We start from the raw sequence: 16,751 nt of genomic DNA, 5'->3' as shown, positions 1-16,751 counted from the left end.
ATGACCTACGAGATCCGCACCCCCACACCCGGCGCCGCCGGGCCCGCCGCCGGTTCCCCGCACGGCGGCGGCCGCGGCAGATTGGTGGCCGTCAGCGATCTGCACGTCCGCTACAAGGAGAACCGCGACATCGTCGAGGGGTTAAGACCCGAGTCCGAGGACGACTGGCTGCTGGTCGCCGGTGACGTCGGGGAGTTCGTCTCCGACATCCGCTGGGCGCTGTCACTGCTCAGCAGCCGGTTCGCCCAGGTGGTGTGGGTGCCCGGCAATCACGAGCTGTGGACCCCGGCCCAGGACCCGGTGCAGCTGCGCGGCGTGGAACGCTACGAGCATCTGGTGGACATCTGCCGGGAGTTGGGCGTGCTCACTCCCGAGGACCCGTATCCGGTGTGGGAAGGCGCCGGCGGTCCGGTCGTCATCGCACCGCTGTTCCTCCTCTACGACTACACCTTCCGACAGCCGGGGACGACGTCCAAGAAGGAGGCGCTCGCCCGGGCCGAGAAGGCCGGAGTGGTCTGCACCGACGAGCACTTCCTGCATCCGGACCCGTATCCGACCCGCGAGGCGTGGTGCCGGGCGCGGGTGGCCGAAACCGAGGCCCGGCTCGCCGCCGTTCCGGAGGAGCTGCCCACCGTGCTCGTCAACCACTGGCCGGTGGTGCGCGAGCCCACCCGGCCTCTGTGGTACCCGGACTTCGCGCTGTGGTGCGGTACGGAGTCGACCGCGGACTGGCCGCGCCGGTTCCGTGCCGCCGCGGTCGTGTACGGCCATCTCCACATCCCGCGGCTGCTGACGCTGGACGGCGTACCGCACCAGGAGGTCTCGCTCGGCTATCCGCGGGAGTGGCAGCGCCGGGCCGCCGCGCCGGGCCGCCCGGTCCAGATCCTGCCCGTGCCCGCCACGGTCGCCTCCGGCACCCCCGGGAGCCCCGCATGATCGAGAAACTGCTGCCGGCCCCGGTCCGGACCGCCGAGACCTTCGATGACGCGCCGCTGTCCGAGATGTTCCCCGAGGAGTGGGCGCAGGTGGCCAACGCCGTGCCCAAGCGGCAGCGGGAGTTCGGCACCGTACGCGGCTGCGCCCGCCGGGCCCTGGCCGAGCTGGGCTTCGCCCCCGCGCCCCTGCTGCCCGGCCCCCACCGGGAGCCCCAGTGGCCGGACGGCGTCGTCGGCGCCATGACGCACTGCGCCGGCTACCGCGCCGTGGCGGTGGCCCGCGCGGGAGAGGTACGGACCATCGGCCTGGACGCGGAGCCCAATCTGCCGCTGAACGACCCCGGGGTGCTCGACCTCGTCACCCTCCCCGAGGAGCGCGACCAGATCCGCCGGCTGGCCGCGCTCCAGCCCGAAGTCTGCTGGGACCGCCTGGTGTTCAGCGCGAAGGAGAGCGTCTACAAGGCGTGGTTCCCCCTCACCCGCCGCTGGCTCGACTTCGAGGAGGCGCTGCTCACCTTCGACCCGACGAACGCCACCTTCACCGCGCAACTGCTCGTCCCCGGGCCCGTGGTCGACGGCAGGGAACTCACCGAATTCAGCGGCCGGTGGCTCGTCGGTTCGGGGCTGGTGGTGACGGCGATCGTGGAAATGGTGTGACGGGACGGCCGCGGGGAGTGGTGGCGGGAGCCCCCGCGGCCCGTCCGGTTGTCAAATGACGCACCGGCCGCCGGGCATCCGTCCTCCTTGGGGTATTTTTCATGGCCCGTCAGGACGTTGAAGGGTCATCAGCCCACTCATGCAAGAGCACTGCGACACCACCGGTGGGACCGCGCCCTCCGACACCGAGCTGGTCCGGCGTATCCGTGCGGCGGCCGAGCCCGGTGGCCGACTGTCAGCCGGCCCGTATGGCGGCCCGGTTCCGGACGGCGCGGCCGGGACGGGCGAGGAAGCCCTCAACGAGTTCCACCGCCGGCACTACGCCGCCGTACTGGCCTACGCCCGCAGCTGCTGCCGGTCCTCCCAGGCGGCAGCCGATCTGACGAAGGAAGCCATCAACGGCGTCCTGCACTCCCCCGGCCCGGAAGAGACTTCCGACGCGGCCTGGCGGGACAGCCTGCTGGCGGCGGTACGCCACACCGCCGCCGCCTGGCACCAGCACTCCCGGAACACCGAGCTGCGCGACGACTTCGCGTCCTGGCTGGCCGCCCAGCCGGGGGAAGGCCCCGGCCCCGCGGACGGGTGGGCGACCACGGCCGGGGACGGGCGGCCGGCCGGCGCCGGCGGCGGGCCCACGGCCGGTATGAGCTTCTCGGGGACGGTCCCGTCCGCCGCGCCGGACAAGCCCCGGCGGACGCGGTTCTCACCGGCGCGGATCACCGTGCTCGCGGTCGCCGTGGCCGTCCTGGCCGGTGTCGCGATAGCCGCCGGCCCGCTGTTCGGCCCGGCGCGGCACGATACCGAGGCCGGCGGCACCACACCGTCCGGACACACCTCGGCGCCCGCTCCGGGCCACTCGCCGAACCCCTCCCCCAAGGGCTCGCCGAGCGCGTCCCGTTCGGCGTCCGGCTCCCCGGACCCCACCCGCAGCGCGGCCTCGAAGCATCCGAAGCCGCAGCACCCGTCGCCGAAGAAGCCGTCGCCCACAAAGTCGCGCCCAGGCCACAAGAACAAGCCGCCGGCCCACACCACATCGCTGACCGCCCGGCAGTGGATCGCCAGCAGCGACAGCTTCGCGCCCACGCGGGTGAACAGCAGCATCGACGGCCATCCCCTCACCATCCAGGGAGCCACCTACCCGCAGGGGCTGGGCGCCCACGCCGAAAGCCAGCTCCTCTACAACCTCGGCGGCTCCTGCTCCGCCCTCACCGTGGATGTGGGCCTCGATGACGAGGTGGGCGCGAACGGCTCCGTGGTCTTCCAGGTCTACCGGGACACCACCTTGGTCGCCGACAGCGGGCTGATGACCGTCGACCAGCCCGCCAAGCGCCTCACCGCGGACCTCTCCGGCGGCAGCCAGCTGCGGCTCGTGGTCAACGATGGCGGCAACGGCAACAACTCCGACCACGCCGACTGGGGCGACCCTCAGCTCACCTGCCGCTGATCCGGACGGCGGCGGTCCGGCGGCCGGATGGCGGCCGGATCAGGACGGCCCGCCCGTGGACCGCTGGGGGCAGGACCGGGACGGGAGAGGTGCGGGAGCGCGGCCAGCGGTGCGCGGATGCGCCCGGGTTAGCGGTCCAAAAGGTTGGCTGGATAAGCTCGTCAACGGTTGTAGCAGGTGTAGCGAGTGCGAAGGCCGCTTTCGGCGTGCGCGAAGGGCCCTCCGGGCTCGAAGGGGGATCCCATGACCGAGATCGGCCGCGCCCGGCAGGTGTCTCGGCCGGGCGCTCCCGGGACAGCACGGTGACACCCAGGGGTTGAGGGCTTGTCAGCGCCTCTGGAACGCTGACACAAACAGAAAATGGACGTGAACCGGCAGTCGATGATGCCGGTTGGTGAACGGGGGCACGTGATGGGCGACGGTTTCAAGACCAATCCGGAGATGCTCAAGACCGAGGGGAAGAACTTCTCCGAGATCGGCAGGGATTTCTACCAGGCGACCACCAGGCTGAAGAACGGCCTGGCCGCGCAGGGTGACGGTGGAGGCGGCGGAGGCGGAGCGCCGAAGGAGACGACGGTCTCAAGTGTCGCGCAGGACGCCTGGAAGGGCCTGACGACCCTGAGCGACAAGGAAGGCACCCCACCGTGGGGTGACGACGAGCTCGGCGAGAAGTTCGGCGTGGTCTACGAAGGCCTGCGCGACGGCATGACGGACTCGATGGAGCACCTTGCCACCAAGCTCAACGAAATCGGCAAGGCGTTGGGGCGGATGGCGAAGAACCATGCGGAGAACGAGGACTTCAACGACGCTCTGATCAAGGAGCACAAGCCGGAGAACCAGTTCGGCGGCGAGGTGCGGATCCTGAAGCCCGCGAGCAAGTGACAGCCAACTGGCTCGCTTCACCTCCGAGTTCCCTCGCATGACCACGCCTGACCCACAGCCGCCGCCCCTTCTCTGACAGGAGAGAGTCCGTGTCGCATCCCGACGCGCCCCAACCGGTACAGCCCGTCCCCGCCACTGCCGAAGAGGCACTGGCTGCCGCTCGCACCCGGTTCGAAGTACTGGACCTGGAAGGAAACCCGGCGCCGTTGTACGTGGTGGAGTTCGACATCGGCTTCCTCATCCACGCCGTCATGCCCCCACCGCCGCCCGGCACTCAGGCGCCGTTGGGTGGCAGTCACATGGTGATCTCCAAAAGCGACGGAGCCGTCACCTATGTCCCCAACTTTCCGCCGGACTCCGCGATCGAGCTGTACCGCAGCCTGCGCCGGTCCAATAGCTAGGGCTGCCGCCTGAGCAGCAGAGAAGCAGGGCCCTTCCGCCAACGGTGAGGCGGAGGGGGTCGGTCGGCTCACAGGGCCGGGACGACACGAATTACATGGGCGACAACGGGGGTTCTTCGTCATGGCTTTGATGCTGCCGAACGCACTTGAGTGGGTTCTCGAGATGTGTGGCTTCGAATGGCCCACAGGCAACGAAGACAAGATGATGGAGTGCGCCAATACCTGGCGCCAGTTCGCCGCTGATGTGGAGAGCCTCCAGGCCCGTGGCGTAAGTGCCGCCGGCAACGTCCTCGCCGAGAACGCCGGCGACTCCATCGAGGGCTTCAACAAGACCTGGGAGAAGTTCGGCGGCAGCTCGGGCTACTTCGACGACGCCCGCCAGGGCGCCGAGCTGATCGCCATCTGCATGGACGCCGCGGCGATGCTCATCATCGGGCTGAAAGTGGCGGTGATCGCCCAGTTGATCATCCTGGCGATCGAGATCATCGCGGCCCAGGCCGCCGCTCCCTTCACCCTGGGTCTGTCCGAGCTCGGCGCGATGGGCGCGGCCGCCGCCACGCGGATGATCCTGCGCAAACTCCTCAAGGAGATAGCCCAACAAATCTTGCAGGCGGTGTTGGAGACCGCCAAGGAACCCTTTGTCTCCGCTCTGGAAGCCATGGTCTCCGACGTGGTCGCCCAGACCGTCGAGCAGAACTTCGGCAAGCAGTCGGGCTACGACCTGGGCCGCACCGCCAAGAAGGGTTACGAAGAGGGCAAGGATGCCCTGAAGAACTCCGGCTCCACCTTCGGCGAGTCCCTGCGCGACGGTGCCGGCTCCCGCGCGGGGCATGGCGCCCGCCACGGGCTCACCAACAGCGGACACGACGGCGGCGGCGATGGCGACGGCGCATCGGACTCCGGCAACGACAGCACGTCGGACTCCAACGATTCGTCGTCAGCCAGCAACTCATCGTCCAGCGACAGCAGTTCGTCCGGCAATTCCCCCAGCTCCGCACATTCGTCGAACTCGCCGAGCTCGTCCAACTCGTCGTCGAACGACAGCAGTTCGTCGAGCAACTCCCCGAGTTCCAGTAGTTCGCCGAGTTCCAGCAGCGGCGACTCCGGGCGCAGGGCACCGGATATCGGCGGTCCGTCGTCCTCGTCTCCGTCGAGCGGTTCGGACAGCTCTTCGTCGAGCCCGTCCTCGTCGTCCGATGGCCCGTCGGCTTCGAGTTCGCCCTCGTCTTCCTCAAGTACGCCGTCCCACAGCAGCACGGACAGCACCGGCAGCCCGGACTCGTCGGACCCCTCGTCGCCCTCGTCCTCACCAAGCCGTGGCTCCGACGCACCCAGCCCCTTCGACGTGGGCACCCAGGCATACAACGACAGCATCAGTCGTCCTGGGGGCGACGAATCGTCCACTCCTGACTCGTCTCCGGACTCGCCCACGCCGTCCGCCACGACGAGGCCGGACGCCGAGGGCGGTCCGGCCCCCGACACCACCCCTGACTCCGCCCGTCCGGACAGCACACCGGACGCCCCGCCGAGCACCGCACCGGGCAACGAACCGTCGATGCCCGCCAACTCCTCACCCATCGAGGCCCCGGGCACCACGCCGGATGCCGATGGCTCCTCGGCGCCGGACACCACTCCGGACAGCGCTCGCCCGAGCCGCCCGGAAGGCGTCGACGTCCAGACCCCGGAGCAGGGCGCGTCGATGCCGGACCCGCGCAACACCGAGCCCGCGCCCATGCCGTCCCCGCCGCCGGAGGCAGACGGCCCCGAGGCCGCGCCGGCCCCGGCTCCCGACCACTCCCGCCCCGAACCGGGCGTGCACCAGGTCGACCGCGACGCGGTCACCACCATGCCCGCACCGGCCCAGGGCCCCATGCCGGGCGACTCCCACGACGGCAACAACGACAACCAGAACCAGGGCAGCGGCCGGGTGTCCATGCCGAGCGGCGCCATGCCCGGCAACACGCCCACCGCACACCCCAGCCCTGGTCAGGGCCACGCGCCGACACCGTCGACACCGACCCCGCATGACCCGGACGACGAAAACGTCGGCCTCATGAGCACCACCGCCACGGCGGCGCCCCCGACCCCCGGTACACAGCACGGTGAGGCGGGCATCCCGCAGCAGGCGGCCCCGTCGTCCGGGACGCCCTCAACGTCGACCCCGGGTGCCATGCCACCACCGGCGGCCGGCCCCATCCCGACGCAGGCGCCGGCGGCAGGCAACCCCACGACGACACGGCGGGCCACCACGCCCAGCGCCACGACGCCGCGTACGGAACAGCCGAGCACCAGGCCCACCACGCCGTCGCGGGACACTCAGCAGAACCGTCCCGCATCGCCGCCGCGCACCGAGACGCCGCACAGCGGGACACCGAGCCGCCCGACCACGCAGCCGCGCACTGACACGCCGCGTACCGAAACGCCCAGCCGCCCCACCACACCACCACGCACTGACACGCCGCGCACCGAGACGCCTGGGCACCCGACCACGCCGCCCCGCGGCGAGCAGCCGACGAACCGTCCGACGGACCAGCAGTCACCGGCCGAGTCCCCCACTTCCGCGCCGAACGACCAGGGGATGCCGGCACCGAACCCTCAACAGCCGGACAGTCAGCAGCCGGACGCCGCCCACCAGACGCCCGATCAGAACCAGCCCCTCGCTGACGACAGCGCGCCCGAGCAGCCCACGGCGCCTCTGCCTCCGCCCCAGGCAGACAACCTTTCGGACATCCGTGACGGCCTGAACGTCCCGTTCGAAGGCCTGACCACACCCGACCCCGCCCATCAGCAGGATCTTGAGAACGCCCACCCGAGGAACCCCGACGGCACCCCGCAGGTGTACGCGGACCCGCGGCAGGGAAACTGGGCCGGTCTGCAGAACGACGGCGGCGTGGGGGTGCCCGGCCGGTCCAACAACTGCGCCGACTGCACCCGCTCGTTCCTCGAGACATGGTTCGGCCGCCCGACGGTGTCCGCCCCGCGCACCCTGGACCTCAATGCGGACGGCAGCCTGAACACCTATTCCGCGGAGCGCGACTCGGTCGACAACCAGGCGCGTTGGGCCGGCGCACCCAGCACGTTCGCGGGCAAGGACCATCCCAACCCGTACGCACGTATCGCCTACGAGCTGTCGCAGGCCGGGCACGGCTCGGCAGCCGTGATCGGCGTCAACTGGCCCGGCGGTGGCGGCCATGCCTTCGCCGCTGTCAACCACAACGGTCAGGTCCTGTTCGTCGACGCGCAAACAGGCGTCGTCAGCGAGACTCCGATTCACCTGGGCGCCCAAGAGGTCTTCTACACCCCACTGGACGCCAATCGGAATCCGATCACGCCGTACTTCCTGACCCCGTCGACGCCTCAACCGTCCACCCAGAACGCGAACGACAGCAGCACCGACACCGCATCACCGTCGACGACCCCGGAATCCTCCACCACGCCGGAGACGACACCGGCCCCCGAAACGACGCCGACCCCGGAGACGACGTCACCGCAGAACGAGAACACCTCTGCGGACACGCACACCACCCCGGACACGCACCCCACGCAGGCGTCCAACAACCCGGATCGGGTATCCGAGCCCGCCCCGGACACGGACTCCACCACGGACCGGGACTCGGAAGCGACCCAGGACTCGGACGCGACGGACCAGGACAGTCCGCAGCCCGACAACGCGCAGGGCACGGAGGACACGCAGGACAACCAGGAATCCCAAGACCCTCAGGATTCCCAGGACACCCACGACACCCACGACACCCAGAACCCTCAAGACACCGACCAGCAATCGGAGTCGAGGGAACCGGTCTTCCCGTCCACCGCCACGCGCCCCTCCGGTCCGCCGGATGGTTACGACGACCCCACCGACGCCGACCACCGCGCGCAGCAGGAGGGCTTCCCGCGCAACGAGGACGGCTCGTTCCAGCAGGCCCCTGACCCGCGCGAGGGCACCTGGGTCGACGACATCCGCGGTCAGAACCCCGACGAGTCCGGTCGCGACGTCAACTGCCCCGACGGATCACTGGCGTTCGTCGAGTCGTACGCGGGCAACCCCACGGTCGCCGCCCGTCGCAGCCCGAATGGGGACGGCACCCCCGCCGACACTCCCGAGCCCAACGGCCGTGACCGTATCGAAAGCGCCCTGGGCGCCGAGTTCGATGACTTCGGCGACGGCCGCGACGCGTACAACAACCTGGAGACCACCCTCCTCAACGAGGGCCACGGCTCACAGGCCGTGATCATCACCCAGAACACCGACGGCCGTGCCCACGCCTGGAACGTGGTCAACCACAACGGCCAGATCGTCTACGCCGACCCGCAGACGGGCCAGAGCAGCACCACCCCGCTCCACAGCGGCAACAACGGCGTCTTCGCGATCCCGCTGGACGCCAACCGTCGCCCCGTCGACACCACCACCCGGCCCACCACGCAACACCAGAGCCAGACCACACCTGCCGATACCGACCACACAGCGCCCCAGCGCCCGGCCGGTTCGCCCCCTGAGTCCAACGACCCCAGCGCGGAAGCCACTCGCGAGCGGCGCAACCAGAGCCTTCCCGACCCGGAAGGACGGACCGATTCGCAGGCGAACCTTCCTCCGGACAAGGCACAGGGCGACCTTCGAGACGCGCACGACGTCCATCGGATCGGTCTGGACCCGGTCCGGGCACAGATGCAGCAGTGGGCCCAGCCGCAAGGCGACCCGCCCCAGGTGCGAGTGCCCTTGGCCGACGTACTGCGGGAATCCATCGATCGCCGCCAGGCGCACGCGGTGTCGGCGCAGCGCGTGCGGGAAGCCCGGCAGGACTACGACAAGGCGATCAAGGAAGTCACCGACGCCAAGGCAGAGCGGACCAGGGCGGCGACCGCGGAGCGGAAAGCCAAGACCGACGCCGCGAAGCAGGCGGCGCAGGCCAAGCGGACGGCGGCGGATCAGCGGCTCGCCCATGCCCAGCAGGCTCTCCCTCAGGCTGAGGCCGCCCACAAGGCAGCGATGACGGCGCACCGGAATGTTCCGATGCCGTCGACAAACTTCACCGACAGCGATCTTCGGAAGCATCTCGATCCCACGTGGTCGCAGATGAACGACGGCCAGCGGTACGCCGCGATCGCCACTCTGGCCCGCATCAGTCAGTCCTTCCATGCCAACAACGCCGTTGGCATGAGCCCTGACCGGGCCGCGAACAACGACGCGTACGGCGACGGAAAGTTCCACGAATCAGCGGCTGCCTGGCGACGTGAACTCGCATCGCACCCGGACGGGACGGTCCTTCGGGATGTGGAGGACCTCAAGCGGCTGCTAGAGGAGACGGAGCGCAATGCGCCCGACCTCTCCGGCAAGAATTACGCGGTCGTGGAAGTTGTCGACCCGGACACCAAGGAAAGTCACTACATCGTCGATTCGTCGGTTCCCCCTGCCGTGGACGGCGCCAATCCGCGGCACTCCGAGTCCCACATCCTCAATTGGATCGACCAGCTCAACGAGAATCGGGCAGCTCAGGAGCAGGCCAAGGTCGAGGTCAAGGGCCTCTACACCGAACGTGAGCCTTGTGGCCTGCCCACCACCGAATCCGGTCATCCCACCGGCCACGCCAACTGCTCCAAGGCGATCAACGATTCCCAGGCGATGAACGGTGTTCCCGTCTACTACAGCACGACCTATCGAGCGGACCCGGAACTCAAGAAGCTGAAGGCGGCCGAGCCGGGCAGGCTGCGGGACGAGGAAGGCAAGACCGATTCGCAAATCAGGACTGCGCTCGGCAGGTACCGCACGCCGAACCAGCACATCCAAGACGCGGAGATCAAGCAGCACCTGAAATTCGTCAACGAATTGGCCCAGGCACTGGCGAACCAGGGCCAGAACACACCGCAGGCCCCCACGCCCGACCAGAACACACCGCCCACCCAGGCACCTCAGTCGGGCCCATCCCATCCCACGGACCCCCACCGCACACCCCCGTCGGACCCGGCCGGCACAGACCGCAGGCCCCCCGCCGGCCCCGCAGGCACGGACCGCAGGCCCCCGGCGGACCCGGCCGGCACGCCGACCACCCCTCCGACCGACAGCGAGGGCACACCTTCGGGGCGCCTCGCGAGCGTCAACTCCCCGGTGGACAACGGGACTGCGGGCAACGGAACCTCCGCACCGGCGGACTCGCAGCGCTCAAACCGCGACGTTCCGCAGACGGACACCGGACTCGCGGGCGTGGGAGAGCCCCCGCGCCCCACTACCGGCGCCACGGGGGCGAGCGAGCAGGCCGGCGCCCCGAACCCGTCCGACGGCGAGCCTCGCGAGGGCTCCCCCGCCTCGGACAGCCAGCCGGAAAAGCGTGGCCGGTTCAAGCAGATCTGGCAGTCCATGACCGGGTCAGGCCCGGTCGAGCCCACCGAGATCACCACTGAGGTGGACCAGCCGCGCTTCGGCAACCACAAGAAGCTGCCGGAGTTCCAGCCCGACGTTTACGGCACTCCGCTGGACCGTCCCGACGGGACGCGCGTGCCGCTGTTCGACGGTCCTCCGTCGCGTGAGCAGACGCAGCAGGGTGCCATCGGCGACTGCGGCATCATCGCCACCCTGGGCGCCCTCGCGAGCAGGTACCCGGATCTTCTCCAGGACATGATCCGGGAGACGGAGGACGGCAACTATGAGGTCCGCTTCCACGAGGTCGCGCGCAACAACTACGGCAACCAGGCTCCGACCGGGCGCATCCTGACCGTGCGGGTCACTCCCGACGTGCCCGTGTACAGCGACTTCCCCAACACCACCGCCTACGCCGACGCCAACGGGGTGGGTGTGGCCTGGCCGGCGATCATGGAGAAGGCCATCGCGGGCCTGGACCAGTTCTGGGACGACAAGAAGCGCGAGCACCAGTCGCAGTTGCCCCGCAACAGGGACTTCGACGACAACCTGCTGACGGGCTACTCCCGTATCGGCCAGGGCTCCACATCCGGCGACCGTGCCGAGCTGCTCGCCCAGCTCACCGGACGTACGTCGGAGAACCACGATTTCCCGACGAACTACGACATGAACGGCCGCAGCCCGGAAAAGCAACTCCTGGCCCACCTGCGGGAACTCACGGAAAGCGGCAGACCGGTCGTTATCGGCACCCAACCGAGAGGCACGGGCGTGGAGAACAAGATGGAGAAGGGCCTCCTGAGTTCCCACGCCTACGAGATCGTCTCGGTCGACGACAAGGGCCTGATTCAGTTGCGCAATCCGCACAACGAGGACGATCCCCAGCCGCTGACCATCAAGGAATTCATGAAATACTGCAGCAACCAGTACGCGTCTCTGGAGGATGAGAAGTGAGTAGTGCCGACACGATTGGCCTCTGGCACGGGATTCAGCGAAATACCGGGAACGCGAGCTTCGCAGTGAACGATATCTACAGAGAGCCCGACGCCTCGGTCAGGGTTCTGCTCAGGGTCGTCGCCACCGAAGTGCAGCATCACACCCTCCGCATTGGTGAGACCTTCCCCGTGCGCGACGAGACATGGAAACTCGCCGAATTGACGGGTTGGCCGAGCGACGAGGACTGGACCGTGGTGCTGCGCCGCGTCACGCCTGCCCCGGCCTGATACCGCCACCGCCCGCTTCTGGGCCACACCGCCGGCCCGGAGCACGCGACAGCAATGGCCCAGTCCCTTCGCACGCGGCCACACCTAGGGTCGACGAGTCATCGCGCAACTGAGGAGGGGCACCGTGCCCGAGCCAACCACCGACACCCCCGGAATCCCGGAGGAAGAGATCGCCGGTCGCGTCGGCGCATGGTGGCGTGCGGGTGGGCGCGGTGGCCAAGTGGCCTTTCTTGTCGCTGCGGACGGCCATGACGCGTCGGCCGTCATGCGGGAGACGCACGAGCACGTGCCCGGCAGTGTGGTCGTCGACGCCACCGGTCTCACTGCCGAGCAGGTCATGCAGCAGGCCCTTAAAGCGCTCGGAGTCGATCTGTCCGCGGACAAGCGGGACGACTGGCGTTTCGCGCTCGGCTCGTGGCCCGAGGAGCGGTTGCTGCTGGTCGTCAACGCCCATCGTGCCGGGCCGACACGGCGGTCGTACGAGCCCGAGCGGCTGGTGACCCAGACTCTTCCGTGGCTGGCACGTGGCCAATTGGCCGTAGTGGCCCATGTGGTTCCCGAGTTGCTTCCGGCCCGCGTTGATCCCAGGGCGGTGTTTCGGCTGTCCGCGACGGCCATCGAACCTCGGCCGGCGGCAACAGCGTCCGTTGCCGTGCGGGCGTTGGCACTGGCCGAGCCCCGCTTGGTACCGCTTCCCGTCTGGGCCCAACTTGTCGCCGGGCTGAGCGGTGAAGCGGCATCCGAAGACGAACTCACCGCATTCGCGAGGGAAGAGCCCGGAATTGTTCGGCTCGGACCTCTCGGGGTTTCCTTTGTCGACGAGAACCTGGCCGAGACCTTGCGTCGGGAGATCGACTCTGCCGAACCCTCTCGTGTCCATAGGCATGTGGTTGCTTGGCTGATGGACTCGGCTCCGGGTTTTCGCCACCCAGAGGGGTGGGCCAGGCACGGTGCCGTCGGCCTGTATGCCGCCACCGGGCTCGCCATGCACGCCGTACAGGCGGGAATGTACGACGAAGTCCTTCAGGACGGACGTGTCATCGCCAATCTGCCGCAAACGGCGCTCATGGACGCGGCACGAAGCATCACCTTCCTCATCCCCGGAAACACAGCCGCCGCCGACGCGCTTCATCTGTGGGGGTGGGGAGTCACGCCACAGCACCAGACGGAGTGGGCCGCGTGGCTGCACTTGATGGCCTTCTCGCGCGGGGATCACGCATTCGCGTCGGGTGTGGCCTCCTCAGGCGTTGCACTGCCCTGGCGAGTCAAATGGGCACATTGGCGCCCGCCGGGTGGATATCACGCACGCTTTCTCCGGGCCGGAAAGTTCGCCGCGACGGCGGAAGTGCGATGGCGGGGACGAGCCGCCATCGCCGGTTTGCAGCGGCGGACGGAGGACGGGGAACAGCAGTCGTATGTCTCGATCCGGGACGCGGAAACGGGAGACCGTGTCGCAGAGCCTTGGGAAAACGCCGAGATTCCGGAGGAGAATCGTGCGGATCTCGCCTGGCCCGACTCACCCGGGGACGACTCCGCATCACCTGAGCGTGTTCAGGAGTTGTTCGCCTCGTCGTCCCCCCGCCGAAGGGACAGCGCTTTTGTGCTGCCCTGCGAGCCACTGGCCGTACATGAAGTCGTCGTCTTTGGCGGCGATTTGGGACTGATCGCCCTTCAGCCCGCGCGGGGCGTGGACATCTCCGATTTCGGCGCGCGGCAGCAGCCTCTGAGCGATAGTTACGCGGACGCGGGCCTGAGCAGTCCGCTCGATGCGCCGGCTCCGGGTCGCGAGGACCTCATCGATCTGTTCGGCGAGGACGACATCTTTCCCATCGAGGCCGAGGATCTCCCGGATGGCCTCACCCACGGGGCGACGCGCGAACTTCTCCTGGAGTTCGGGCTGCCGTACATGTGGGACGAAGGAGGCATGGGGATCTTCCCCTGCGGGGACTGGGAGTCCGACGTTCTCGACGAACTCCCCTGCTGGCCCGAAGGGATCGAGCCCGTTGCCGAAACCGGTCCCTTTTTCCAGATCGGCAAGTGGATGGGCGCCAAGCTCGTCATCGACGGCCCCACCGGACACATCCTGCGCGTCCCGACCGGGCCCGACGAGGAGTATCTCGCCGCTCTTCCCGCCGCGCACAGCCTCGACAACTTCCTCACCATGGTGGTGCTGTGGGTCACAGGGCTGCGCACCCGGAGCATTCTGCCCCCGGTCGCCGAACGGGGGCAGCTCCCGTACTGGGTCCTCGGGGAGCTGGAAGATGTCGAGGAGCAGGGCGGCAACCAGCCCGCCTGGGCATACGTACTCCACAACGAGTGACGTCGATCAGCCGGAGAGGCGGGCGACAAGACGCCTCAGCCCCTCCTGGCAGTTGACCCCCGTCTGGAGCGCCTTCCAGGCCTGGGCAACCTGCAACTCGGACAGGTCGGGGAAGGTCTCATCGATCCGTGTACGCAGATCCGGCATGGGCCTGGTGCCGATCAGGTCCTCGGGGCCCATCGTGGCCATCAGCCCTTCGATCGCTGGGCGGTCGGCCTCGGTCGGAAGGTCGGCCAGGACCAGCGCCACCACGTCCACGGCCGCGAACTCCCGTGCCGCCGCCTCGTCCTTGAACAGCTCGTCGACGACCCCGCCGATGTGCACGAAGGGGGCGAGCACGCGCACGAGCCCGTTCAGGTCGGGGCCTGCGCGCAGGCGTTCGCGCTGGCGGTCCCGCCAGGCGCGCAGCACCTCACGGCCCAGGGGTGTGCGGCAGATGCCCGGGGTGCTGCGCCAGCTGTTGCGTTCCGCGTCCCGGTGCGGGCGATAGTGACGGTGGTAGGACACCCCCGCCTCCGGCAACCCTTCCAGCTCGAGTTCGGCGTGAAGCGCGCTGCGCAGCTCGCGGGCGAAGCGGGGGTCGGCGAGCAGCCGGCTCAGGTGCGGGCGCCGGTTCACGACCATGTGGGCGGCGCCCGGGCTGCCCAGTTTCGGCGGCGGGTCGGCCAACGGCACCCCGTGTGCGAGGAGTTCGTCCGCCAGGTCGAGCGGGATGGGAGCCCGCCTGCGGCCGGGCGCGGGATACGGCAGGCGCACCGGAACAGCGTCGGCGGCCAGGCGTGGGGCGAGGCGCACCGCCAGGTCGTACAGCTCGTCACTGCGCACCCGCGACGTCGGTTCGCTCGCGAGGAAGTCGTGCAGCAGACGGGCGGCCTCACCGGCGGGGAGTCCCGGGTGCTCGCCCGTCAACAGGGCCAGGGCGCCGCTGCGTCGGAGCAGCGACAGCCAGTCCTCCGTACCGTTCGCGTCGTCAGGGATCAGCCGCAGTACGTCGTGCACCGTCTCCGGGCGTCGCTCGACCAGCAGCTCCAGGGCCTTCCCCTTCAGGGCGTCGGCCCAGAACTTGTCCGTGTCGCCCGCGCACAGCCCGGTCCTCGGCACGATGTCCGCGAGCAGTGCGGCCACTTCGGACTCGGGATTCGCTCCCGCCGCCCGGGCCACCTTGCGCAGATCCGCGGCCATGCCCGGATACAGGTCGTGGGGCGTGTGTACGCGTCGCACCAGTACGTCGCGGAAGCGCCGGAGCTGGTCCGGCGAGACCACTGCGCCACGGGGAGCCAGCTCCTTGGCACGCGCGCGTACCGCCCCGGTCGCCAGCGCTCCATGGTCAGCGAAGGTGGCGTATCGCGCGTCAAGCCATCGCTCGTCGGGCTTGGTGTGCTGCTCACGCTCGGCGTTCCTGGCGCGTGTGAAGTACCCGGTGGCGTGCTCCTGGTGCTTTCCGCCCGCCTTCAGGCACATGTCGGCGAGTTCGTCGAGGACGGCGGGGAGGAACCTGGGTGCCGTCGCGGCCAGGTGCGCCAAGTCGCCGTCCAAGAGGGACTTGTAGAGAGTCGGGCTTCCCCAGAGGCTCCAGCCGAAGGCGTAGACCGCCTCCAGGGCCTCCTGCTCCCGGCCGGGGTGCGCCGCCATCAGCCGCTCGGGAAACGTGGGTTCGGTGTCTCCGGGAACCCGGATGCCGGTGGCGAAGGTGTCCGTGAGCGCCCAGTCCTCCTGCGATGCCACAAACGCATCCCAGTGGCGTGCGAAGGAGGCCCTCAGGAGAAGCGTCATGGTGTGGTCGTCGGGGTGGACGTACGTCCGCGCGATCAGCGCCGCCTCGTCGGCATCCGGCGCGGGCGGCGGGTCTGCCACCGGCTCGACACCGGCGTCGTCGAATGCCTCGCGCCATACGGGGTCGGACTCGGCGAGAGCCATGGGCACGCGCGTACCTGCGGTGGCCCAGGCTTCGGCCTGCACACGCGCCTGCCTGCGGTGCCCGGTCAGCGCCCGCCGCAGCCGGTACAGCCGGCGTACGCCTTCGCTGTCCGCGAGCCAGTCGGGTATCTGCTGAAGCTTCTTGCCGCGTGGATTGCGGTAGATGACCTGGAAGCCGTCGTCCAACTCGGCGGTGTAACCGTCCACTTCGTAGCGCCGGCCCATGTTCCGGTACTCCTCCCCCGTCTTGGCTGTCTCGGCCGTCCTTGCCGTCCGATTAGGCGCGTCCGTTACGTACTCTCAGGCCGGGGCAGCCGCGACGCGGCGCAGCACCACGGTCCAGTCGTCCTCGCTCGGCCAACCCGTCAACTCTGCGAGCCGCCACGTCTCATCGCCCACCGGGAAGGTCTCACCCAGGCGGAGGGTGTGACGCTGCACTTCGGTGGCGACGGTCACGAGCAGGGCCCTGACCGATGCGTCGGAATCCCTGTTGATGTCCTGCACCGAGAATCTGGCGCTCTCGGTACGTCGCTGAATCCCGTGCCAGAGAGCAATGATGTCGCGACTACTCACTTCTCGTCCTCCAAAGACCTCGCATGCGTACCTACGCGAAGAGGCGTGGC

The 16,751-nt window shown here is 69.2% G+C and carries 10 protein-coding genes; 8 read left to right on the top strand and 2 right to left on the bottom strand.

What is annotated here, in order from left to right; genetic code table 11:
- The 8 genes from CP981_RS29855 (at position 1) to CP981_RS29820 (ending at position 14,211) form a co-directional block, all read left to right on the top strand.
- Entirely contained in the window at positions 1-936 is a 936-nt protein-coding gene (locus CP981_RS29855) for a metallophosphoesterase family protein (protein ID WP_085927149.1), read from the top strand.
- A complete protein-coding gene (locus CP981_RS29850) occupies positions 933-1,592 on the top strand; it encodes a 4'-phosphopantetheinyl transferase family protein (protein WP_085927129.1) in 660 nt (219 codons plus the stop codon). The genes CP981_RS29855 and CP981_RS29850 overlap by 4 nt, the downstream gene beginning before the upstream one ends.
- A 139-nt stretch (positions 1,593-1,731) precedes the next feature.
- Positions 1,732-3,036, top strand: a complete 1,305-nt coding sequence (locus CP981_RS29845; protein ID WP_085927130.1) for an NPCBM/NEW2 domain-containing protein — start codon at positions 1,732-1,734, stop codon at positions 3,034-3,036.
- Between the two features lie 360 nt (positions 3,037-3,396).
- Positions 3,397-3,918: a hypothetical protein gene (locus tag CP981_RS29840; protein ID WP_244329840.1), complete on the top strand. Its 522-nt coding sequence runs from the start codon at positions 3,397-3,399 to the stop codon at positions 3,916-3,918.
- Positions 3,919-4,007: 89 nt separating this feature from the next.
- Positions 4,008-4,319, top strand: a complete 312-nt coding sequence (locus CP981_RS29835) for a hypothetical protein (RefSeq protein WP_244329839.1) — start codon at positions 4,008-4,010, stop codon at positions 4,317-4,319.
- Between the two features lie 121 nt (positions 4,320-4,440).
- A complete protein-coding gene (locus CP981_RS29830) occupies positions 4,441-11,622 on the top strand; it encodes a toxin glutamine deamidase domain-containing protein (protein WP_085927131.1) in 7,182 nt (2,393 codons plus the stop codon).
- Positions 11,619-11,891: a DUF6406 domain-containing protein gene (locus CP981_RS29825; protein WP_085927132.1), complete on the top strand. Its 273-nt coding sequence runs from the start codon at positions 11,619-11,621 to the stop codon at positions 11,889-11,891. The genes CP981_RS29830 and CP981_RS29825 overlap by 4 nt, the downstream gene beginning before the upstream one ends.
- Positions 11,892-12,015: 124 nt before the next feature.
- Positions 12,016-14,211: an SUKH-4 family immunity protein gene (locus CP981_RS29820; protein ID WP_085927133.1), complete on the top strand. Its 2,196-nt coding sequence runs from the start codon at positions 12,016-12,018 to the stop codon at positions 14,209-14,211.
- A 6-nt stretch (positions 14,212-14,217) separates the two neighbouring features.
- Here CP981_RS29820 and CP981_RS29815 read toward each other — a convergent pair whose 3' ends face one another.
- Both CP981_RS29815 and CP981_RS29810 read right to left on the bottom strand, forming a co-directional pair.
- The gene (locus tag CP981_RS29815) at positions 14,218-16,353 is read right to left on the bottom strand and encodes a hypothetical protein (protein ID WP_085927134.1); all 2,136 of its coding nucleotides are present in this window, start codon (positions 16,351-16,353) and stop codon (positions 14,218-14,220) included.
- Positions 16,354-16,428: 75 nt separating this feature from the next.
- A complete protein-coding gene (locus tag CP981_RS29810) occupies positions 16,429-16,701 on the bottom strand; it encodes a DUF6406 domain-containing protein (RefSeq protein WP_085927135.1) in 273 nt (90 codons plus the stop codon).
- Between the last annotated feature and the right edge of the window lie 50 nt (positions 16,702-16,751).

The sequence above is a fragment of the Streptomyces platensis genome, from assembly GCF_008704855.1.
Classification (GTDB): Bacteria; Actinomycetota; Actinomycetes; order Streptomycetales; family Streptomycetaceae; genus Streptomyces; species Streptomyces platensis.
The sequence above is the reverse complement of the archived record's forward strand: the minus strand, read 5'-3'. Positions and strand labels throughout refer to the sequence as shown.

Excerpts from the sequence above, each read along its gene's own strand:
- CP981_RS29855 (WP_085927149.1), top strand. The coding sequence starts at position 1 with ATGACCTACGAGATCCGCACCCCCACACCCGGCGCCGCCGGGCCCGCC.
- CP981_RS29850 (WP_085927129.1), top strand. The coding sequence starts at position 933 with ATGATCGAGAAACTGCTGCCGGCCCCGGTCCGGACCGCCGAGACCTTC.
- CP981_RS29845 (WP_085927130.1), top strand. The coding sequence starts at position 1,732 with ATGCAAGAGCACTGCGACACCACCGGTGGGACCGCGCCCTCCGACACC.
- CP981_RS29840 (WP_244329840.1), top strand. The coding sequence starts at position 3,397 with ATGGACGTGAACCGGCAGTCGATGATGCCGGTTGGTGAACGGGGGCAC.
- CP981_RS29830 (WP_085927131.1), top strand. The coding sequence starts at position 4,441 with ATGGCTTTGATGCTGCCGAACGCACTTGAGTGGGTTCTCGAGATGTGT.
- CP981_RS29815 (WP_085927134.1), bottom strand. The coding sequence starts at position 16,353 with ATGGGCCGGCGCTACGAAGTGGACGGTTACACCGCCGAGTTGGACGAC.